Origin of the sequence: Streptosporangium sp. NPDC049644 (genome assembly GCF_040675205.1) — a bacterium.
Taxonomy (GTDB): Bacteria; Actinomycetota; Actinomycetes; order Streptosporangiales; family Streptosporangiaceae; genus Streptosporangium; species Streptosporangium fukuiense.
This window is the reverse complement of record NZ_JBFAOJ010000018.1, coordinates 48,959-69,008: the sequence shown is the minus strand read 5'-3', so window position 1 is coordinate 69,008 and position 20,050 is coordinate 48,959. Positions and strand designations below refer to the sequence as shown.

18 protein-coding genes and 2 tRNA genes are annotated in these 20,050 nt (G+C 71.6%); 8 read left to right on the top strand and 12 right to left on the bottom strand.

Translation table 11 applies throughout. The features are described 5' to 3' along the window. Positions 1 to 272: 272 nt before the first annotated feature. The 5 genes from AB0J58_RS13670 (at position 273) to AB0J58_RS13650 (ending at position 6,640) form a co-directional block, all read left to right on the top strand. Entirely contained in the window at positions 273 to 1,103 is an 831-nt protein-coding gene (locus tag AB0J58_RS13670) for an undecaprenyl-diphosphate phosphatase (protein WP_364214620.1), read from the top strand. 215 nt (positions 1,104 to 1,318) lie between these two features. Further along, entirely contained in the window at positions 1,319 to 3,904 is a 2,586-nt protein-coding gene (hrpB, locus tag AB0J58_RS13665; protein ID WP_364214618.1) for an ATP-dependent helicase HrpB, read from the top strand. Positions 3,905 to 4,129: 225 nt separating this feature from the next. Then, entirely contained in the window at positions 4,130 to 4,981 is an 852-nt protein-coding gene (locus AB0J58_RS13660; protein ID WP_364214615.1) for an SPFH domain-containing protein, read from the top strand. Beyond that, positions 4,974 to 5,186, top strand: coding sequence for a hypothetical protein (locus AB0J58_RS13655; protein WP_364214612.1), 213 nt, complete (start codon positions 4,974 to 4,976; stop codon positions 5,184 to 5,186). The genes AB0J58_RS13660 and AB0J58_RS13655 overlap by 8 nt, the downstream gene beginning before the upstream one ends. Before the next feature lie 47 nt (positions 5,187 to 5,233). Continuing rightward, complete coding sequence (locus AB0J58_RS13650; protein ID WP_364214609.1) at positions 5,234 to 6,640, top strand: amidase family protein; 1,407 nt, start codon at positions 5,234 to 5,236, stop codon at positions 6,638 to 6,640. A 61-nt stretch (positions 6,641 to 6,701) separates the two neighbouring features. Here AB0J58_RS13650 and AB0J58_RS13645 read toward each other — a convergent pair whose 3' ends face one another. From AB0J58_RS13645 to deoC, 4 genes are read right to left on the bottom strand one after another with little or no spacing between them, the layout of a single operon-like run. After that, positions 6,702 to 7,634 carry an aldehyde dehydrogenase family protein gene (locus tag AB0J58_RS13645; RefSeq protein ID WP_364214606.1) on the bottom strand — a complete coding sequence of 311 codons (933 nt, stop codon included), beginning with the start codon at positions 7,632 to 7,634 and terminating at the stop codon, positions 6,702 to 6,704. Beyond that, positions 7,627 to 7,824 carry a hypothetical protein gene (locus AB0J58_RS13640; protein WP_343964838.1) on the bottom strand — a complete coding sequence of 66 codons (198 nt, stop codon included), beginning with the start codon at positions 7,822 to 7,824 and terminating at the stop codon, positions 7,627 to 7,629. The genes AB0J58_RS13645 and AB0J58_RS13640 overlap by 8 nt, the downstream gene beginning before the upstream one ends. Beyond that, complete coding sequence (locus AB0J58_RS13635) at positions 7,817 to 9,244, bottom strand: aldehyde dehydrogenase family protein (protein ID WP_364214603.1); 1,428 nt, start codon at positions 9,242 to 9,244, stop codon at positions 7,817 to 7,819. The genes AB0J58_RS13640 and AB0J58_RS13635 overlap by 8 nt, the downstream gene beginning before the upstream one ends. A 9-nt stretch (positions 9,245 to 9,253) precedes the next feature. Beyond that, positions 9,254 to 10,192, bottom strand: a complete 939-nt coding sequence (gene deoC, locus AB0J58_RS13630; protein WP_364214600.1) for a deoxyribose-phosphate aldolase — start codon at positions 10,190 to 10,192, stop codon at positions 9,254 to 9,256. 285 nt (positions 10,193 to 10,477) lie between these two features. Between deoC and AB0J58_RS13625 the strand changes: the two genes are divergently transcribed. Both AB0J58_RS13625 and AB0J58_RS13620 read left to right on the top strand, forming a co-directional pair. Beyond that, a complete protein-coding gene (locus tag AB0J58_RS13625; RefSeq protein WP_343964844.1) occupies positions 10,478 to 10,639 on the top strand; it encodes a hypothetical protein in 162 nt (53 codons plus the stop codon). Between the two features lie 125 nt (positions 10,640 to 10,764). Continuing rightward, positions 10,765 to 13,623, top strand: a complete 2,859-nt coding sequence (locus tag AB0J58_RS13620) for an AAA family ATPase (RefSeq protein WP_364214597.1) — start codon at positions 10,765 to 10,767, stop codon at positions 13,621 to 13,623. A 109-nt stretch (positions 13,624 to 13,732) separates the two neighbouring features. Here AB0J58_RS13620 and AB0J58_RS13615 read toward each other — a convergent pair whose 3' ends face one another. The 8 genes from AB0J58_RS13615 to AB0J58_RS13580 all read right to left on the bottom strand — a co-directional run bounded on the left by AB0J58_RS13615 (position 13,733) and on the right by AB0J58_RS13580 (position 19,038). Beyond that, positions 13,733 to 14,302 (bottom strand): TMEM165/GDT1 family protein, encoded by a 570-nt coding sequence (locus tag AB0J58_RS13615; RefSeq protein WP_364214594.1) that lies wholly within the window; start codon positions 14,300 to 14,302, stop codon positions 13,733 to 13,735. A gap of 406 nt (positions 14,303 to 14,708) precedes the next feature. Continuing rightward, on the bottom strand, positions 14,709 to 15,761 hold the full coding sequence (locus tag AB0J58_RS13610) for a UDP-N-acetylmuramate dehydrogenase (RefSeq protein ID WP_364214591.1): 1,053 nt from the start codon (positions 15,759 to 15,761) through the stop codon (positions 14,709 to 14,711). Between the two features lie 36 nt (positions 15,762 to 15,797). Continuing rightward, the gene (locus AB0J58_RS13605) at positions 15,798 to 17,063 is read right to left on the bottom strand and encodes a hypothetical protein (RefSeq protein WP_364214588.1); all 1,266 of its coding nucleotides are present in this window, start codon (positions 17,061 to 17,063) and stop codon (positions 15,798 to 15,800) included. 234 nt (positions 17,064 to 17,297) lie between these two features. Further along, a complete protein-coding gene (locus AB0J58_RS13600; protein WP_364214586.1) occupies positions 17,298 to 17,726 on the bottom strand; it encodes a MaoC family dehydratase in 429 nt (142 codons plus the stop codon). Between the two features lies 1 nt (position 17,727). Continuing rightward, complete coding sequence (locus AB0J58_RS13595) at positions 17,728 to 18,174, bottom strand: MaoC family dehydratase N-terminal domain-containing protein (protein WP_364214583.1); 447 nt, start codon at positions 18,172 to 18,174, stop codon at positions 17,728 to 17,730. Positions 18,175 to 18,445: 271 nt separating this feature from the next. After that, a complete protein-coding gene (gene rpmG, locus AB0J58_RS13590) occupies positions 18,446 to 18,610 on the bottom strand; it encodes a 50S ribosomal protein L33 (RefSeq protein WP_030921771.1) in 165 nt (54 codons plus the stop codon). A gap of 80 nt (positions 18,611 to 18,690) precedes the next feature. Then, positions 18,691 to 18,764, bottom strand: a tRNA-Met gene (locus AB0J58_RS13585). A gap of 201 nt (positions 18,765 to 18,965) precedes the next feature. Further along, positions 18,966 to 19,038 (bottom strand) — tRNA-Thr (locus tag AB0J58_RS13580). Between the two features lie 320 nt (positions 19,039 to 19,358). On the opposite strand from AB0J58_RS13580, the gene AB0J58_RS13575 reads away from it, so the two are divergent. After that, entirely contained in the window at positions 19,359 to 20,000 is a 642-nt protein-coding gene (locus AB0J58_RS13575; protein ID WP_364214580.1) for a hemerythrin domain-containing protein, read from the top strand. Positions 20,001 to 20,050: the final 50 nt, after the last annotated feature.

Below are 20,050 nucleotides of genomic sequence, written 5' to 3'. Positions count from 1 at the left end.
CCATGTGACGCCGTTTCGTTAGGCAAACTCCTTAGGTCGGAGTATGTGAACCCCTCTTGCGTCCAACTTGGCAACGGCTTAAGTGCCACTAGGTTTTGGGGCTACCCAAAATGTCCAGGTGACCGCTCCGATACTCCGCGGTCACCATGCCGTCCCCTCCGGCGGCGGGCCCCGCCGATGACACATCTCAGCCTGCGGACCGGGTCACAGCCGGCCCGTCCCTGCGCTAGCCTCGCGTACGCTACGCACGCGCTGGTACGGAAGGTGCTGAAGTGATCAGCTGGTTCGAAGCCGTGGTCCTCGGACTGATCCAGGGACTGACGGAGTTTCTGCCGATCTCCTCCAGCGCCCACATCCGGGTCGCCTCGGCGTTCTTCGGCTGGGAGGACCCCGGGGCCGCGTTCACCGCGGTCATCCAGCTCGGCACCGAGGCCGCGGTGGTGATCTATTTCCGTAAGGAGATCTGGGAGATCATCTCCACCTGGACGCGCTCCCTGTGGACACCCGACCTGCGCGGCCACCACTCCGCCCGGATGGGCTGGTACGTCATCGTGGGAACCATTCCGATCGTGGTGCTCGGCCTGCTCTTCAAGGACTCCATCGAGAGCGTCTTCCGCGACCTGCGCCTGATCGGCACGACCCTGATCGTCTTCGGCCTCGTCCTGTGGTTCGCCGACCGCACCGCCCGCAACAGGCTCACCCTGGAGCGGCACCTCAGCTTCACCCACGCCCTGGTCTACGGCTTCGCCCAGTCCCTCGCGCTGATTCCCGGCGTGTCACGCTCCGGCGGCACGATCAGCGCCGGGCTGCTGCTGGACTACCGCAGGGAGGAGGCCGCGAAGTACTCCTTCCTGCTGGCCATCCCGGCCGTGCTCGGCGCCGGCTTCCTGGAGCTGTCGAAGATCGGCGAAGGCCCGGCGCCCGACTGGGGTCCGACGATCCTGGCCACCGTGATCTCCTTCGTGGTGGGCTACCTGGCGGTCTCCTGGTTCCTGAAGTACATCAGCACCCACCGCTTCACCGGCTTCGTGATCTACCGGATCGCCCTCGGCGTCCTCATCATCGCCCTGGTGAGCACCGGGGTCCTCGACCCGTCGGCCTAGGGTCCCGGCCTCTCCCGGCGCCCGCTGCCGGCGGCGACCCGGTGGCCGAGGGCCTGTCCGCCTGAGCCCGTGCGCGACGAGGACGCCGCGCGGGCCCATGGCGTCGCCCGCCCCGTCGACGCAGGTGGGTCCGGCCCGCCGTGGTACGCGTGATCCCGAGCCCGCGAGGCCGGGGGCGCGTCTCGTGGCGGGGCGGGCTCGTGGACACTGGACGGGTGCGTTCCGACTGGTCCGGCCTGCCCGTCCGCCACGCCCTGCCCGAGTTGCTCGCGGCGCTGGACGAGCGGGGCGTCGCCGTGCTCACCGCGCCCCCGGGCACCGGCAAGACCACGCTCGTCCCGCTCGCGCTGGCCGGGCTCCTCGACGGCCCGGCGCCGAAGCGGGTGATCGTGGCCGAGCCGAGACGGATGGCGGTGCGGGCGGCGGCCAGGCGGATGGCATGGCTGCTGGAGTCGGAGGTGGGCGCGGAGGTCGGGTTCTCCATCCGCGGCGAGCGCAGGGCCGGGGCCAGGACGGTCGTCGAGGTCGTCACCACGGGGGTCCTCCTCCAGCGACTCCAGCGCGACCCCGACCTCGAAGGCGTGGACACGGTCCTGCTGGACGAGTGCCACGAGCGCCACCTGGACGCCGACACCGCGCTGGCCTTCCTCCTCGACGTCCGCGCCACGCTCCGCCCCGACCTGCGGATCGTCGCCACCTCCGCCACCGCCGACGCCGCCCCCTGGGCCCGGCTCCTGGGCCCGGGCGACCCCGCGCCGATCGTGCACGCGTCCGGCACCGCGTATCCGGTCACGCCCGTCTGGGTTCCGCCCTCGGGGAACGTCGCGCCGCCGCACGGCACGCGGGTGGACCCGGCGTTCCTGGCCCATGTCGCAGCCGTCGTACGGCGCGCGCTGGCGGAGCACGAGGGGGACGTGCTCTGCTTCCTGCCGGGCGTCGGCGAGATCGGCCGGGTGGCCGCGATGCTTCCCGGCGTCGACGTCCTCCAGGTGCACGGTCAGGCCCCGGCCCGGGTCCAGGACGCGGTTCTCTCCCCGGGTGAGGGGCGCAGGGTGGTTCTCGCCACCTCGGTCGCCGAGTCGAGCCTGACCGTGCCCGGCGTACGGGTGGTGGTCGACTCCGGCCTGGCCAGGGAACCCCGTACCGACCACGCCCGCGGCCTCGGCTCGCTCACCACGGTCCGCGCGTCCCGGGCCTCGGCCACCCAGCGGGCGGGGCGGGCGGGCCGCGAGGCACCGGGCGTGGTCTACCGCTGCTGGTCACGGGCCGAGCACGAGCGGCTGCCCGAGCACGCGCGGCCCGAGATCGCGCTCGCCGACCTGACCGGCTTCGCCCTCCAGGCCGCCTGCTGGGGCGACCCCGCCGCCACCGGCCTGGCCCTGCTCGACCCGCCCCCGGCCGCCGCGATGAACGCCGCCCGCCGCACCCTGCACGCCCTGGGGGCCCTGGACTCCCCTGACGCGCCGGGGCCCACCGTGGGCCGGGTGACCGAGCGGGGACGGCGGATGGCCGGGGCCGGTGTCCATCCGCGCCTGGCGCGGGCCCTGATCGACGCCGGAACCGATCCCCTGGCGGGCACCGGGGTCGACGCGAGGTCCCGGGTCGCCGAGGTCGTGGCGCTGCTGTCGGAGCAGTTGCCCAGGGACGCGGGTGACGACCTGGTGGCGGTCTGGCGCTCCGCGCGCCGGGGCGGGGACGGCTTCTCCGCCCGGTGGCGTCAGGAGGCCGGGCGCCTGGCCCGCGCCGTCCCCGGCCCCGACCGGCGCCAGGGGCGACCGCCGTCCGCCGACGTCACACCCCGGCGTGGCGGCCCGGCCCAGGGCGGCAGGACGGTCTGGGACGACGACGCGGTGGCCGGGATCGTCGTGGCGCTGGCCTATCCCGAGCGGGTGGCGCGGCGCCGGGGCGGCTCGTACCTGATGGCCTCGGGAACGGCCGCCGAGTTGCCGCGCGGGTCGCGGCTGGGGACGGCGGAGTGGCTGGCCGTCGCGGTCGCGGACCGGCCCGCCGGGGCGGCGTCCGCCAGGATCAGGCAGGCGGTGGTGATCGACGAGGAGATCGCCAGGCTCGCCGCGGCCCCTCTGTACGGCTCCGCCGAGGAGATCGTCTGGCGCGTACCCCCGGGAGAGCGGCGTGGCGACGTGTCGGCCCGCCGGGTGGAACGGCTGGGCGCGATCGAGCTGGCCGACAGCACGCTCCGCGACGCCGACGTACGGCCCGCCGTCCTGGAAGGTCTGCGCGCCGAGAGCCTGTCGGTCCTGCGCTGGACGCCCGAGGCCGTGGCCCTGCGCGAACGCCTGGCCTTCTGCCGGCGCACGCTCGGCGACCCCTGGCCCGTGACGGACGACGACGCGCTGATCGAGGCGGCCGACCGCTGGCTGGAGCCCGAGCTGTCGCGGGCCCGTCGCCGGTCCGACCTGGAGCGCCTCGACGTGGTCTCCGCGCTGCACCGCCTGGTCCCGTGGAACGCCCGGCTGGCGGAGACGGCCCCGGAACGGGTCGAGGTGCCGAGCGGGTCACGGATCAGGATCGACTACTCGGGCGAGCAGCCGGTACTGGCGGCCAAGCTGCAGGAGCTGTTCGGCTGGGCCGAGACCCCGCGCGTCGCGGGGGTCCCGCTGGTGATCCACCTGCTCTCCCCCGCGGGCCGTCCCGCCGCGGTCACCGCCGACCTGGCCTCGTTCTGGCGCGAGGGCTACCGCGCGGTCCGCGCCGAGCTCCGCGGCCGTTATCCCCGGCACCCCTGGCCGGACGACCCCATGTCGGCCACCGCCACCCGCCGCACCAACCCGCGACGCTGACACAGCGCCGACACGGGGCCGACACGGGGCCTACTCCGGGCTCCGCCCACCTCCCCCACCGGCCCGGGAGCCACGCCCGGCGCACGCCTCCTCACCTCCCGTGCCGGCCGGGCGATCGTGCCCTGCCTCCGGCGGCAAGGCCGGAGACCTCACCCTGCGACCGGCGCGCGGCCGGCTTTTGTGAGCTATCGTAGTGATATCACTTCGATAGCAAAGGTGGCGTACATGGAACGACGTGCTTTCCGGGCGAGCGGATTCGGTGTCCTGATCGGGCTCCTGGCGCTCGGGGCCGTCCTGGCCTGGGCCGGGTGGACGGCGGGGGAAACGTGGCTGATCGCCGCGGCGGTCGTCTGGGGGGTCGTCGCGACGGTCACGGCCACCGGGTTCACGGTGATCAACCCGAACGAGGCGAAGGTCGTGCAGTTCTTCGGCCGCTACATCGGGACGGTGAACCAGGCCGGGTTCCAGTGGGTGCTGCCGTTCACCAGCAAGGCGCGCGTCACCCTCCGGGTGCGCAACTTCGAGACGACCAAGCTCAAGGTGAACGACGCCGACGGCAACCCCGTGGAGATCGCCGCCGTCGTCGTCTACAAGGTCGCCGACACCGCCAAGGCGACGTTCTCCGTGGACGACTACGAGCAGTACGTGGCGATCCAGTCCGAGGCCGCCGTCAGGCACCTGGCCACCAGCCACCCGTACGACGCCCACGAGGAGGGCCGTACCAGCCTGCGCGACGGCGCCGAGGTGGCCGCCGAACTCACCACCGAGCTGAGCGACCGCACCCAGCTCGCCGGGGTGGAGGTGCTGGAGGCGCGGATCACCCACCTCGCCTATGCTCCGGAGATCGCCCAGGCGATGCTGGTCCGGCAGCAGGCCGCCCAGGTGGTCGCGGCGCGCACCCACATCGTCGCCGGCGCGGTCGGCATGGTTCAGCTCGCACTGACCAAGCTGCGGGAGGATGAGGTGGTGGAACTCGACGAGGAGCGCAAGGCGCAGATGGTCTCCAACCTGCTGGTCGTCCTCTGCGGTGACAAGGCGACGCAGCCGGTGGTCAACGCCGGCAGCCTCTATGGCTGAGCGCAAGAAGATCCTGCTGAGGCTTGACCCGGCCGTCTACGAGGTGATCGCCAAATGGGCGGCCGACGACCTGCGAAGTGTCAACGCCCAGCTGGAGTACGCACTCCGCCTGGCACTCAAGGCGACGGGGCGCGAGCCCCGGCGGGGCGAGCGGAACGACAGCGAGCGGAATAACACCGATGAGCCGGACAAGTCACCTGATTGAGACGTGGGACGCTTCCCCTGGCGGACTCGCCGGACCACACTCGGTTCATGTCGTGGGTGGGAAGTTCCGCAGTGGAGATCGCGGAGGCCGTGCGACGGGGGAAGGTCACCGCGCCCATGGTCGTCGAGGAGCATCTCGACGCCATCGCCGAGCGTGACGGGCGCGTCGGGGCGTTCCGCACGGTCCTCGCCGAGCGGGCGCTGGCCGAGGCGCGGGCGCTACAGGAGCGGGCGGACCTGTCCGGGCTGCCGCTCGCCGGGGTGCCGATCGCGATCAAGGACAATGTGCCGATCAGGGGCGAGGCGTCCCGCAACGGTTCCGCGGCGACGCCGGACGCGCCTGCGGACGAGGACCATCCCGTGGTGGCCAGGCTCAGGGCCGCAGGCGCGGTGGTCGTCGGCATCACCAACGTTCCGGAGCTCTGCCTGGTCGGATTCTCCGACAGCGTGTACGGCGTGACGCGCAACCCGTGGGACCTCGGGCGCACCCCCGGCGGGTCGTCGGGCGGGAGCGCGGCCGCCGTGGCGGCGGGCATGGTCCCGCTGGCCCACGGCAACGACGGGCTGGGCTCGCTGCGCATCCCGGCCGCCTGCTGCGGCCTGGTCTCGATCAAGCCGGGTCACGGGGTGGTCCCGCCGCCCGAGCACGACTGGTACGGGATGTCGGAGAACGGCCCGCTGGCCACCACCGTGGCCGATCTCGCCCTGGCCCTGGCCGTGATGGCGGACGACATGTCGCTGGCGACGCCCGGCGAGAGCGAGGCACTCGGCGTGGACAGCGCCATCGACGACTACCCGGGCGGGCTGACCCTGTCGGAACCGCTGAGGCTGCGGATCACGGTCGCACCGATGCCGCTGCCCTCCGGGCTCTCGGTGGACGCCGAGTTCCAGCGGGCGGTGACCGGGGCGGCGGAGGTGCTGGGCGCCGCGGGGCACACCGTGGTGGAACACCCCCGGCGGATGCCCTTCGGGGTCGGCGCGGCCGCTGTCGCCACCTGGTTCGCGTGCGCCAGGGACGACGTGGACGGCCTCGACCCGCGCGGTCTCGAACGGCGCACCAGGTCCCTGGCGAGAGCCGGGCGGCTGCTCGCCAGATTCGGGGCGGACGGCACGGCGGGCCGTGACCGCTGGCGCGCGTACGGCGCCGACCAGTGGTTCGGCAACGCCGACGTGCTCGTCACACCGACGCTCGCCGCCCTGCCACCGGCCGCCGAGCGCTGGGGCCGGCGCGGGCTCCTGGCGAACGCCCGCGCCAACCTGACGTACGCGCCCGCCACCGCGGCCTGGAACATGGCCGGCTGGCCCGCCATGACCGTCCCGTACGGCCGGCACTCCAGCGGCATGCCGATCGGCGTCCAGCTCGTCGCCGCCCCGGGGGGTGAGGCGCAGCTCCTGGCCCTGGCCGGCCAGCTGGAGGCCGCCCGCCCCTGGACCCGCCACGCCCTGCCCGCCTGATCGTCTTTCCGTCCTTACGGGGCCGCCCGCGGGGGAGACCCCGCGGGCGGCCCCGTAAGGGTCAGACGCCGGTGGGGTGCCAGACCGTCTTCGTCTCCAGGAAGGCGGTCATCCGCCCGGTGCCCGGGTCCGCGAACCAGTCGGTCTCGGCGGGACGGAGGACCCGCTTGAGGTTCTCCGCCGCCGCCTCCTCGCACGCGACCGCCACCGCCCCGTCGGTGACCCCGGCCAGGTCGAGGGCGTTGACGTCCATGTGCGCGGCCAGATGGGGGGCGATCTCGGCGACGGAGCCGGTGAGGATGTTGACCACCCCACCGGGCAGGTCCGAGGTGGCGAGCACCTCGGCCAGGGTGATCGCGGGCAGCGGGGCGCGCTCGCTCGCGATCACCACGCAGGTGTTGCCGGTGACGATCACCGGGGCGATCACCGAGACGAGCCCGAGCAGCGGCTTGTCGGGGGCGACCACCGCGACCACGCCGGTCGGCTCCGGCGAGGAGATGTTGAAGTAGGGACCGGCGACGGGGTTGGCGGACCCGGCGACCGCGGCGATCTTGTCGGACCAGCCGGCGTACCAGACCAGCCGGTCGACACTCGCGTCCACGACCTCCCGCGCGTTCTTCGTCCCGGACTCGGCCAGCTCGGCGATGAACTGGGCCCGCCGGCTCTCCAGCATCTCGGCGACGCGGTAGAGGACCTGTCCCCGGTTGTACGCGGTGGCACCCGACCAGCCGCCGAAGGCCTTGCGCGCGGCCGTCACCGCGTCGCGGGCGTCCTTGCGGGAGGCCTTGGCGGCGTTGGCGAGGAAGTCGCCGCTGGAGGAGGTCACCGGGTAGGACCTTCCGCTCTCGGAGCGCGGGAACGCCCCGCCGATGTACAGCTTGTACGTCTTGCGCACGGCGAGCCGTGCGGGCCGACGCCCGTCCCCGGGGCCCGGGGCCTGCTCGGTGGCCGGCTTGGCCGCCCGCGCCCGGCCCGGCTTCTCCGCCTTACTCATTTCCCAGCCCTCTCCACGAGCTCTCCTGCTGCGCCAGCCGGGCCGGCACGAAGATCTGACCGCAGCGGCTCACGCCGCACCGGTGGGCGAACCAGCCGCGCAGCACCGGCCGCCCGGCGCGGGCGAAGCCGTGACCCCGGGTGCTCTGGGCACGGCGGCGGCGGCGCCTGAGGCGCTGATGCTCACACATCGAGGTACGCCTCCAGCCCGTGTCGTCCGCCCTCTCGCCCGTATCCCGACTCCTTGTAGCCGCCGAACGGCGAGGTGGGGTCGAACCGGTTGAAGGTGTTGGCCCAGACGACGCCGGCGCGGAGCCTGCTCGCCATCCACAGGATGCGCGCCCCCTTCTCCGTCCATACGCCCGCCGAGAGGCCGAACGGGGTGTTGTTGGCCTTCTCCACCGCCTCGGCCGGGGTGCGGAAGGTCAGCACGGACAGCACGGGGCCGAAGACCTCCTCGCGGGCGATCCGGTGTGACTGGGCGACACCGGTGAAGATGGTCGGCGGGAACCAGAACCCCTTGTCGGGCAGCGAGCAGGCCGGGGACCAGCGCTCGGCGCCCTCCGCCTCCCCCAGGTCCGACAGCTCGCGGATCTTGGCGAGCTGGGCCGCGGAGTTGATCGCGCCGATGTCGGTGTTCTTGTCCAGCGGGTCGCCCAGCCTGAGCGTGCCGAGCCGCCGCTTCAGCGCGTCGAGCAGTTCCGTCTCGATCGACTCCTGCACCAGCAGCCGGGAGCCCGCGCAGCAGACGTGGCCCTGGTTGAAGAAGATCCCGTTGACGATGCCCTCGACCGCCTGGTCCAGCGCGGCGTCCTCGAACACGATGTTCGCGGCCTTGCCGCCCAGCTCCAGGGTGACCTTCTTGCCGGAGCCCGCGACCGACCTGGCGATCCGGCGGCCGACCTCGGTGGAGCCTGTGAAGGCCACCTTGTCGACGCCGGGGTGGTCGACCAGGGCGGCGCCGGTCTGCCCGGCACCGGTCACGATGTTGACCACGCCGGGCGGCAGGTCGGCCTGCGCGCAGATCTCCGCGAACAGCAGCGCGGTCAGCGGGGTGGTCTCGGCGGGCTTGAGGACCACGGTGTTACCGCAGGCCAGGGCAGGGGCGATCTTCCAGGCGAGCATGAGCAGCGGGAAGTTCCACGGGATGACCTGGCCGGCCACCCCGAGCGGGCGCGGGCCGGCGCCGTACCCGGCGTATTCCAGCTTGTCCGCCCAGCCCGCGTAGTAGAAGAAATGGGCCGCCACCAGGGGCAGGTCCACGTCGCGGGACTCGCGGATGGGCTTGCCGTTGTCCAGGGACTCCAGCACGGCCAGCTCGCGCGAGCGCTCCTGGATGATCCGCGCGATCCTGAAGAGGTACTTGGCCCTTTCCGAGCCGGGCAGCGCCGACCAGACGCCGAACGCCTTGCGGGCGGCCGAGACCGCCCGATCGACATCGGCCTCCGTCGCCCAGGCGACCTCCGCCAGGACCTCCTCGGACGCCGGGTTGACGGTCTTGTGAAGATCCCCGCCCTGGGAGTCGACCCACTCACCGTCGATGAACAGACCGTAGGACGGCCTGATGTCGACGACGTCACGCGACTCGGGCGCCGGTGCGTACTCAAACATGTGAACGCCTTAGTCGAGGGTGAAGTAGTCGGGACCCGCGTACCTGCCGGTGGCCATCTTCTGGCGCTGCATCAGCAGGTCGTTGAGGAGTGTGGAGGCGCCGAGCCGGAACCAGTCGGGGCTGAGCCAGCCCTCGCCGACGGTCTCGTTGACCAGGACGAGCATCTTGATCGCGTCCTTGGTGGTCCGGATGCCGCCCGCGGGCTTCACCCCGACCTTCCGGCCGCTCACGGCCAGGAAGTCGCGGACCGCCTCCAGCATGATCAGCGTCACCGGAAGGGTCGCGGCGGGCTGCACCTTTCCGGTGGAGGTCTTGATGAAGTCGCCCCCGGCCAGCATGGCCAGCCAGGACGCGCGGCGCACGTTGTCGTACGTGGACAGCTCGCCGGTCTCCAGGATCACCTTCAGGTGAGCGGCGCCGCAGGCGGCCTTGATCGCGACGATCTCCTCGAAGACCTTGACGTAGTCACCCGCGAGGAACGCGCCCCTGTCGATGACCATGTCGATCTCGTCGGCTCCGGCCGCCACCGCGAAGCCGGTGTCGGCGACCTTGACGTCGAGCGAGGAGCGTCCGCTGGGGAAGGCGGTCGCGACGCTGGCCACCTTGACACCGGTGCCCTTCAGCGCCGTCGCGGCCTCGGCGACCAGGTCGGGGTAGACGCACACCGCGGCCACCCTGGGTACCGAGGGGTCGGCCGGGTCTGGGTGGAGGGCCTTGGCGCACATCGCGCGGACCTTACCCGGGGTGTCGGCTCCCTCCAGGGTCGTCAGGTCCACCATGCCGATGGCGAGATCGATGGCCTGGGCCTTGGCGGTCGTCTTGATGGATCGGGTGCCGAGCATCGCGGCGCGCTGGTCGGCGCCCACGCGATCGACACCGGGCAGACCGTGCAGGAAGGTTCGCAGCGTGGCGTTGGACGTGGCCACGTCCGCGAGCGAGGTAGTCATAGTTGACACCTCCCCAGCATGCCCACTGGTGTGATTAGTTCCAAACTGGACCTTGCACAGCCCTCCCGTCGGTTTTCGTCAACATCCGCCGGGGCCGGGCTCTCCGTGTCGCACGAGGCCGTCCACTGAGGCGGCCCGGAGTCGTCCGGCGTGTTCTAGGTAGGGCCTAAGTAGGGGTGGGGCGCGGAGCGGCCCGGAGATAGGACATCCTCCCGATGTGGGACCGGGGGCCTTAGGACGAATCTTGAGTGTGTCAGGAAGGCACCACATTCAGGAAGGAACCCCATGGGTCCCGAACTTCAGCTCCAGTTGATCACCCAGAGGACCGCCGAGCTCCGCCAGCAGGCCGACAGCCACCGTCTCGCCCGTGAGGCTCAGCAGGCCGGGAAGGCCCGCCCGGGCGGCAAGCTCCGCAGGAGCCTCCTCGGCAAGATCATTCCAGCATGACCACGCCCCGAGAGCCCGGCCGCCTCCTCTCGCCCGGCCGGGCCTCTCTGCCTCCGTAGAGGATCGATTTCACCGAGCGAAAAATAGGAGGAGTGCTACCTGTAAGGCGTGACATGCTGGCAGACATGGTCGGTCGGGCGGTAAGCCCCGTCTTCGTAGGACGGGAGGCGGAACTTGCGGATCTGACCGAGGCCTTCGAACAGACACGGAAGAACGCGGCGACGACGGTGCTGCTCGGCGGCGAGGCCGGCGTCGGCAAGTCACGGCTGATCGGGTGTTTCGCGGAACGGGCCTCGGCCGACAGCGCCCACGTGCTCAACGGGGGCTGCGTGGAGCTGTCGACCGAGGGCCTCGCCTACGCGCCGTTCACCGCGGCGATCCGCCAGCTCGTCCGCGAGTGCGGTGCCGAGGAGGTCGCGGCGCTGCTTCCCGAGGGAGCGGCACGCGACCTGGCCCGGCTACTGCCCGAGTTCGGTGAGCCGAGCGGCGACACGGAGAGCGACACCGCCCGGGCCCGGCTCTTCGAGCAGGTTCTCACCCTGCTGGAACGGCTCGCCGAGAGGCGACCGGTGATCCTCCTCATCGAGGACGTGCACTGGGCCGACAGCTCCAGCCGCGACCTGATCGCCTTCCTCAGCCGGAACCTTCGCGCCGCACCCGTGCTGATGATCCTCACCTACCGCTCCGACGAGCTCCACCGCCAGCACCCGCTCAGGCCGGTGCTGGCCGAGCTCGGCCGGCTGGACGGGGTCCTCCGGATGGACCTGCCCCGGCTCACCCTGCCGGAGGTGGCGGCCCAGATGGCCGGCATCCTCGGCACCGTTCCCGACTTCGTCCAGGTGAACAGGGTCTTCCAGCGCAGCGAGGGCATCCCGCTCTTCGTCGAGGCGCTGATGGAGTGCGGCGGCGACTGCGTCTTCCCCGACTCCCTGCACGACCTGATCATCGGCTCCGTCGAGCGGCTCCCCGAGGAGACCCAGCGGGTGTTGCGCATCGCCGCGGCCGGTGGCATCCGGGTGGGCCACGCCCTGCTCGCCGCGGTCAGCGGCCTGTCCGACGTCGACCTCGACGACGCGCTGCGCACCGCGATCGCGGCCAACGTGCTGCAGGTCACCGACGACCACGCCTATGTCTTCCGGCACGCGCTGATCCGCGAGGCCGTGCACGACGAGCTCCTGCCGGGTGAGCACGTACGGCTGCACGCCCGCTTCGCCGAGGAGATCGGCGGCGACCGCACGCTCGTCCCGCCCGGCCGGGCCGCCATCGAGATCGCCCACCACTGGCACTCCGCCAGAAACGACCTCTGGGCCCTCATCTCCGCCTGGGAGGCCGCGGGCAAGGCCGCGAAGACCTTCGCCTACAACGAGATGATGCAGCTGCTCGAGCGGGTGCTCACGCTGTGGAGCAAGGTCCCCGACGCCGCCGAGCGCATCGGTGTCGACCACACCACGGTCCTGGAACGCGCCGCGGAGGCCGCCGGCGCGTGCGGTGAGGTCGGCAGGGGCGGCAAGTTCGTCAAGGCCGCACTGGACGAACTCGACGAGCGGGCCGAGCCGGCCCGGGTGGCGAACCTGCTCGTACGCGGGTCGCAGTTCAAGAAGGCCAAGCGGGCGCCGGGAGTGCTCAGCGACCTTCGCTACGCCGAGCGGCTGGTCCCCGAACCTGGGCTGGACCGCGCCGGGGTGCTGTCCCAGCTCGGTTCGTACCTGATGTTCAGCGGCGAGTTGGACGAGGGGACGGCGCTCACCGAGGAGGCGGTGCGGATCGTGCGCGAGCACGGCGAGGAGCCGCTGGAGGCCGATCTGCTGCTCAACCTCGCGCTGGGCGACTCGCTCGCGGGACGCATCGACGCCACGGTCCGGCTCAACACGAGAGCGCAGGCGATCGGCGAGCGCGTCGGTTCCGGCGACATCGTGCTGCGCGCCCTCGCCAACAACGTGGACGCGCTGAACAACATGGGCCGCTCCACCGAGGCGATCGAGCTGGCGCTCGAAGGGGAGCGGCTGGCCAGGAAGTACGGCCTCTACCGGGTCCAGGGCACGTTCATCGCCAACAACCGGGCCGAGGCGCTGGACGCGCTGGGCAGGTTCGAGGAGGCGGCCCAGCTGGCCGAGCAGGCCCTGGGCATGGGTCCCATCCTGCGCACCCGCCACCACCTGCGGCGGACCCGCGCCGACGTGGCGGTCGCCCGGGGCGAGACGGACGTGCTCAGGTCCGTCCTGAACGAGGTGGGCGCCTTCGACGCCACCTCGGAGGAGTTCACCCAGGAACTGACCGCCAACTCCCGGCTCCTGATCGGCCTGCACCTGCTCGACGGGGAGCCGCCGGCCGCGCTGGAGGTCGCCGAGCGGGTCGTCCTGGAGACACGGATCATGGGCAAGCCCATGCTGGGCTGGCGGATGCTCGACCTGCTCGGAGGGGTCTGCGAGACGATCGGGGCGTTCGCCCCCGAACGGGTGGCGGCACTGCGCGCCCGCGTCGAGGAGGCGGCGGCCACGATGACCGTGGACAGCCCCGTCTCCGAGGCCTACCGGCTCGGTGTCGCCCGCGACCACGACGCCGCGGCCGCGGTCTGGGAACGGCTGGGCCGCCCTCTCCCGCAGGCGAGGTCACTGCTGCACGCCGGACGGGCGGCGGCCGGCGCGGGCGATCGCGACGGTGCCGCCGACCGGCTGCGCGCCGCCCATCCGATCGCCGTGGCGATCTCCGCCCGGCCGCTGGCGGGCGAGATCTCCTCGCTCGCCCGCCGGGTGGGGATCTCCCTCACCGACCGGACGGGGAGCGAGGAGCAGTTGCTGACCCCGCGCGAACTGGAGGTGCTCCGGCTGGTCGCCCAGGGGAGGTCCAACCGCGAGGTCGCCGCCGAGCTGTTCATCTCGGCCAAGACGGTGAGCGTGCACGTCTCCAACATCCTCGGCAAGCTGGGCGTCTCCAGCCGGGGCGAGGCCACCGCGGCCGCCCACCGCCTCGCCCTGATCGGCTGACCGCCCCGTTCCCGATCGCCGCCCCCGCCGCGGCGGCTTCCGGCCGAGGCCAGGAGATCGCCGGCAGGTGAGCGGCGCCGGACCCGCTCACCACCACGTGTGGCCTCGATCAGGTCAGCAGGGGTTCGAGCAGCAGGATCACGCCGAAGACGGCGAACGCGGCGGCGGCGCCGTACCTGATGATCTTCTCCGGCAGGTGCTTGCCGAGCATCCGCCCGACCAGGATGGCCAGGGCGTCGGCGGCGACCATGCCGACGGTCGAACCGACCCAGGTGCCGAACCAGCCGTGCTGGGTGGCGAGGGTGATGGTGGCCAGCATGGTCTTGTCGCCCAGCTCGGCGAGGAAGAAGGCGACGGTCACGGCGATGATCGCCGATCGGGTGGTGCGCTGCGCCTTCTGGGCCTCCTCGTCCGTCAGCTCGTCCCCGCGCAACGTCCACAGGGCGAAGCCGAGGAAGGCGATACCGGCGATGATCGTGATCGCCGTGGTGGGGAGGAGGTCACCGGCCAGCCCGCCGAGGCCGACACTGACCAGGTGGACCACCGCGGTGGCCAGGGTGATTCCGGCGAGGACCGGCCACGGCTTGAACCGGGTGGCGAAGGTCATGGCCATGAGCTGGCTCTTGTCGCCCAACTCGGCGACGAAGATCACAACAAGGCTGATCCAGAACGCTTCCAACGGAGGGTGCCCTTCCCGCACGTGCGGCCGGGCTGAAGGGGGCACCCGGGGAGTCTCGGGCACGACTTCGGCCCGGCGGCATCGATGATTGCCTGCCAGGCCGAAGGTCTCGTCCGCCCCGGAGCCGTGTGAGAACGGCCGGATCCGAGGCCCGCGCGACCGGGCGCCCTGGGGCGCCAGTATGTCGATCACGCGATTGGGACTACTCCCCTTCGGGTGTTTCCATCAGACCATAGCAGCCGGGGCGGGATGCTCGCCCCGCACCTCCGCCCCGCCTCAGGGGCCGATGTCCCCGCAGGTCAGAACCCCGGATGGGTCGGCCAGGCAAGGATGCGCGTCCCCTTCTCGTGGCCGGGCCCGCCTCCCGAACCGGCCGCCCGGCCCCGGGCGGAGACGGACCTCCGGCTCAGAGGCGGGTGCCGACCATCACGGGCTCGTTGACGAGGGTGACGCCGAACTTCTCGAAGACCCCGTCCCTGACCTCGCGGGCGAGATCGAGAAGCTCCTCGGTCGAGGCCGATATTTCTGGATTTGTCATTGCAAGGGTGTGCTTGGTGGAGATGCGTGCCGGGCCGCGCCGGTATCCCTTCGGGAACCCGGCGTTCTCGATCAACCACGCCGCCGGGACCTTGACCGTCCCGTCCGGCATGTCCCAGCGGGGGAACCCCGGCGCCCGCAGCTCCAGCTCGGCGGCCTGTCCGCCGGTCAGGATCGGGTTGGTGAAGAACGACCCCGCGCTGCGGGTGTCCGGGTCGCCGGCGTCCAGGACCATGCCCTTGCCCGCGCGCAACTCCAGCACCGCCGCGCGGGCCCGCGCCAGCGGCACCCGGTCCCCCAGGGCCACCCCCAGCCGCAGGGCCAGCTCCCGGTAGGCGATCGGGCCGGACAGCGCGTCGCCGGCCGGCCCGCCGGCCGCCAGCTCGTAGGTGACCGCGAGCACCACGTGCCGCCCGAGTTCCTCCTTGAACGCGCTGTGCCGGTAGGCGAACCCGCACTCCCGCGCGGTCAGGTCCCGCACCTCGCCGCTCCGGCGGTCGTAGACCCGGACAGCGGTGATCGTCTGTGAGACGTCCTGCCCGTAGGCGCCGACGTTCTGGATCGGCGTGGATCCGACCAGTCCGGGGATGCCGGACAGGCACTCCACTCCCGAACGGCCCTCCGCCACCACACGCTCGACCAGTGCGTCCCAGTCCTCGCCCGCCTGCGCGGTGACCCGGTCCCCGTCGATCTCGACGCCCCGGGAGGCGACCCGCACGACCAGGCCGTCGAACCCCTCGTCGGAGACGACCAGGTTGCTGCCGCCGCCGAGCACGAGCACCGGCTCACCCACCCGGTCGGCCTCGGCCACCAGCTCGACGATCTCCTCGGCCGATCCGGCCGCCACGAACGCCCTGGCCTCTCCGCCCAGCCCAAGCGTCGTGTACGGCGCCAGCCGTACCCCTGCCACCCGCTCCGTCATACGCTTCCCCACACCCGGCAGAAATCCGCGACCAGCCTACGGGGAGCGCAGCAGGCTCAGCACCCGGTCGTAGGTCCGCCGCGACTCCCTGTCGCGATATTCGGGGTCGACCTCGTCCTGGCCGCGGCGCCGCTCCCGGCGGACCGGGAGGTCCCTGCCCAGGCCGACCAGGGTGCCGGGGAGCCCGAGCGAGAACTCCAGGTCGGCGTTGCGGTAGTAACGGGCCTCGGTGGGGAAGCCGCCCGCGGCGAGCACCGTGTCGCGCCTGACCGCGATCAGGTGGCCGAGCAGTGCCCGGACCTCGCCCGGCTCGGCCTCCAGCCACTCCTGACCGTCCTCGCGAGGGTTCACGCCCTTCCAGCCCGCCGCGGTGACGTCGTCGTCCAGCGCCTTGACCAGCGGGGTGATGGCGTCACCCTCCAGGATCATCGAGGTGTCCATGACGACGTGCACGTCAGAGGTGTCGAGGCGCAGCAACTTGTCACGGCTCTCCCCCCACCCGGCGGAGCCGCCCCTCCAGTGCGGGAGCTCGGCCACATGCCATGCCGTCACCCGGTGGGGGAACTCCTGCGCCAACTCCTGCAGGACGGCTCCGGCGCCGTCCAGGTTCCCCAGGTCGAGGGCGAGGATCCTGGCCTCCGTACGGGCGACCAGGGCGCGTACGCACTCGCGCAGCTCTTCTGGCCGGCCGTCGACCAGCAGCGCGACGGTCACCGTCGAGTGCGCCGCCCTCGGCTCCTCGACCTCGGCGGGGGCGACGATGCTCTCGTCGAGCCGGGAGACCGACAGGCTGGCGTCCCAGAGCAACTGGGAGGAGACCATCCGGTCGGGGTGGCCGTGGAGATCGTCCGACCGGCCGACCAGCTCGGCGCCCTCGGGGCTCGGCCGAGGTGCCGCCTCGGTCTCGGCGACCCGCTCCGCGTCCAGGGTTTCGAGCCGCCCGGGGTGACGCCCCGGATCCGCGGCCTCGGCGACCTGTCCGGCATCGGCGGATTCGTCCCGCCCCCGGGCCGCGTCTTCGGTGCCGGTGTCCGCGGCGGTGCCCGGCCGGTCACCGGAACCCGCGCCGGAACCCTCGCGCCTCCCGGCAGCCGAGGCGTCCTCGGGCAGGGAACGGAGCGTGGGCCACACTTCGAAGGGAGGTACGGGAATGAGTTCGAAGCCGACCGCGGTGTCCTGGACGAGCCAGCCCTCGGCTCTGATCTCGTCGCGGAGCGCGTCGGCCGCGGCATGGTCGTGCCCGGCTCGCGCCCTGGCCCACCGCTCGGCCAGGTTGGTCACGTCAGGTGGTACTTCGCTCATGCCGGGGACGCTACCCACGGACCGGGAGAAGATTCGGCCCGCGAGCACGCCCTCGCCCGACGACCGCTAAGCCCTGTCCTGTGGATCTCGCCGTGGCGAGGATCGGTCAGGTGGTGTCTCGCAAGGCGGAGGAGGGAGCCGCGGCGTGCCGCGGTGACCGCCGCAGTGACCGACGACAACGCGGCGAGGCGCCGCCTGACCGACCGCAGTGGGCAAAGGATCGCAGGACAGGGCTTAGGACAGCTGGACCACCGCGCGGGCCTTGGACAGGACCCGGGAGTCGTTGGACCTGGCGGTCAGGGCGACCACCACGCGCTTGTCCTCAAGCTTCTCCTCGATGATCCCGCTCACGGTGATGACGGCGCCCTGTTCGTCGTCCGGTACGACGACCATGGAGGAGAAGCGCACCCCGTAGTCGACGACCGCGCCCGGGTCGCCCGCCCAGTCGGTGACGAACCGTCCTCCCTGGGCCATGGTGAACATGCCGTGGGCGATGACGTCCGGCAGCCCGACGGTCTTGGCGAAGCGCTCGTTCCAGTGGATGGGGTTGAAGTCACCGGACGCCCCGGCGTACATCACCAGGTTGGCGCGGCGCACCGGGTAGTCGGCGGGCGGGATCTCCTGCCCCGTCTCGACCTCGTCGTACTTGACAGTCGCAGCCATCTCAGCCCGCCCCTCCACGCTCGACGATGGTGTTGTAGGTCGTGCACACGGGCTCGCCGCCGACGGTGCTGACCTCGCTCCTGACGGTGATCAGCTCATTGCGGCCGACGTTGCGGATGTCGGTCACGGTGGAGACGCTGACCAGCTCGTCCCCGGCGTGGATCGGCCGCCGGTACTCGAAACGCTGCTCACCGTGGACCACCATGGCGAAGTTCAGCCCGAGCTCGGGGTCGGCCAGGATCGTCCCCCCGGCCAGGCTGAACACGATGGGAAAGGTCGGCGGGGCGATCACGTCGGGATGTCCGGCCGCCTGGGCGGCCGCCCTGTCCCGGTAGATCGGGTTGTCGTCGCCGATCGCGGCGGCGAACTCTTTGATCTTCACCCGGCTGACCTCGTACGGCGAGGAGGGCGCGGACGCCCGCCCGATGAAGTCACGGTTCAAGGCCATCGTGCTCCTTTGCGGATACCGAGCCGGCGAGGCCGGAACCGGTGGGTCGGGCAGACAGTAACAGCACAGGATTCCAGGGTGTGCCCTCGGGGCCACCAGGAAACCGTAGCCTGAGACCACTACGGCTCCGCCTGTCCGCCGCGATCAACACCCGAGCGGAAAAGCTGTACGGATACGACAAACCGGCGCCCGCCTGAGGACGCCGGTTTTCGTGGAGTATGTGCGTGCCCGTCAGACACTCATCTCCCACCGGAGCGGGAGGCTTCGCGGACTAGCGAGTCTCGCGGTGCGCCTGGTGCGTCTTGCAGTTCGGGCAGTACTTCTTCAGCTCAAGCCGATCCGGGTCGTTGCGCCGGTTCTTCCGCGTGATGTAGTTGCGGTGCTTGCACTCCTGGCAGGCCAGCGTGATCTTCGGCCTAACGTCGGTGGCAGCCACTTGGGAGTGCCTTTCTACGTTCGGGACAGTGGACAACCCACGGCAGAGCCCCTCTTGCGGGAGGGGACCCCGGTGGGTAGTAGCGGAGGCCGGACTTGAACCGGCGACACAACGATTATGAGCCGTTTGCTCTGCCTGACTGAGCTACTCCGCCTTGAGGCCGATGGAATCGACCGACCTCGCAAGGATACCCGACCCGTAGAGTGCCTGCGTACTTGTGCAGGTCAGGGCGACCTCTTCTGGGTTACCCCAGTATGCCCGTTCATGCGTCGGGAACCTTGAGTGTTTTCTGGCCGACTCAAAGGTCGACCAAGCCGAAAGCCCCAACCCGGAGGTCAGGGCTTTTAGGCTGTTGAGCCCCTTTACGGAATCGAACCGTAGACCTTCTCCTTACCATGGAGACGCTCTGCCGACTGAGCTAAAGGGGCCTGTCCGTGTCGCTCTCGCTTGCGGACAGGTGTAACCATACACGGCTCCGGAGCGGGATGCGAAATCAATCGAGGACCGTCCGGATCACCACACGTCCTCCCCCGGGGATCCCCTGGAATCGCCGCCCGCACCCCGGATCCGGGCCTCCGCCCGGGAGCCCCCGGCGGCCACCACGACGGGCCCCGGCGGCGGCGGAGGCGCGTCCGCGCCAAGTCCCCCGTCGGGGCCGGACGACCACCAAGTAGCCGCCAAGTAGCTCATAAGAGGGTTGCCGCACCGTGGTGGGTAAGCGTCCGCACCGCCTAAAGGAGTACCCGAGATGACCCCCGAACTGCTGGGATTCCAGATCACCCACCGCGCCATGCGCGCCGACACCCGCCGCCTCGCCGAACTCGCGGCCCAGCTGGCCGAGGGACGGCAGGTGGCCGATCCGGCCCGCTCCCGCGCCATCGCCGAATTCATCACGACCCTGAACCAGGGCATCCACCATCACCACACGATGGAGGACGAGGTCCTCTGGCCCGTCCTCGAACGGTCCGCCGGAGCCGAGGTGGACCTGCGCGACCTCAGTGACGACCACGCCGACCTCGACCCGCTGCTGACCGAGATCAACGCCCAGGCCGCCGCGTTCGCCTCGACCGGCGACGCCGCCGCGCTCGCCAAGTCCCTCACCCGGCTGGCCGACATGCTCGACGAGCACATCGTCGAGGAGGAGCGGCTGCTCTTCCCGATCATCAAGAAGTACGTGTCCGTCGCCGACTGGGAGATGGTCGAGACGGCGGTGCGCAAGGGCGGGAACGTCAAGCTCGATCTGCCGAGGATCGAGCAGTACGCCAAGCCCGACGAGCTGGCCCGGCTGCGCAAGCTCGCCGGCCCCATGCTGACGCTGATGATCTCCCTGTTCCGGCGCGGCCACCGGCGCCGTCAGCGGCTCGTCTTCGGCCCCCTCGCCGACCTCTGACCCGGGCCGCACCGCCACGCCGTCCCGGGGCGTCCGCCCGCACGGCATGA

What these genes read in the sequence shown, in the direction of transcription:
- AB0J58_RS13660 (WP_364214615.1), top strand. Translation starts at nt 4,130, where the DNA reads ATGGAACGACGTGCTTTCCGGGCGAGCGGATTCGGTGTCCTGATCGGG.
- AB0J58_RS13655 (WP_364214612.1), top strand. Translation starts at nt 4,974, where the DNA reads ATGGCTGAGCGCAAGAAGATCCTGCTGAGGCTTGACCCGGCCGTCTAC.
- AB0J58_RS13650 (WP_364214609.1), top strand. Translation starts at nt 5,234, where the DNA reads ATGTCGTGGGTGGGAAGTTCCGCAGTGGAGATCGCGGAGGCCGTGCGA.
- AB0J58_RS13645 (WP_364214606.1), bottom strand. Translation starts at nt 7,634, where the DNA reads ATGAGTAAGGCGGAGAAGCCGGGCCGGGCGCGGGCGGCCAAGCCGGCC.
- AB0J58_RS13640 (WP_343964838.1), bottom strand. Translation starts at nt 7,824, where the DNA reads ATGTGTGAGCATCAGCGCCTCAGGCGCCGCCGCCGCCGTGCCCAGAGC.
- AB0J58_RS13635 (WP_364214603.1), bottom strand. Translation starts at nt 9,244, where the DNA reads ATGTTTGAGTACGCACCGGCGCCCGAGTCGCGTGACGTCGTCGACATC.
- deoC (WP_364214600.1), bottom strand. Translation starts at nt 10,192, where the DNA reads ATGACTACCTCGCTCGCGGACGTGGCCACGTCCAACGCCACGCTGCGA.
- AB0J58_RS13625 (WP_343964844.1), top strand. Translation starts at nt 10,478, where the DNA reads ATGGGTCCCGAACTTCAGCTCCAGTTGATCACCCAGAGGACCGCCGAG.
- AB0J58_RS13620 (WP_364214597.1), top strand. Translation starts at nt 10,765, where the DNA reads ATGGTCGGTCGGGCGGTAAGCCCCGTCTTCGTAGGACGGGAGGCGGAA.
- AB0J58_RS13610 (WP_364214591.1), bottom strand. Translation starts at nt 15,761, where the DNA reads ATGACGGAGCGGGTGGCAGGGGTACGGCTGGCGCCGTACACGACGCTT.
- AB0J58_RS13605 (WP_364214588.1), bottom strand. Translation starts at nt 17,063, where the DNA reads ATGAGCGAAGTACCACCTGACGTGACCAACCTGGCCGAGCGGTGGGCC.
- AB0J58_RS13600 (WP_364214586.1), bottom strand. Translation starts at nt 17,726, where the DNA reads ATGGCTGCGACTGTCAAGTACGACGAGGTCGAGACGGGGCAGGAGATC.
- AB0J58_RS13595 (WP_364214583.1), bottom strand. Translation starts at nt 18,174, where the DNA reads ATGGCCTTGAACCGTGACTTCATCGGGCGGGCGTCCGCGCCCTCCTCG.
- AB0J58_RS13575 (WP_364214580.1), top strand. Translation starts at nt 19,359, where the DNA reads ATGACCCCCGAACTGCTGGGATTCCAGATCACCCACCGCGCCATGCGC.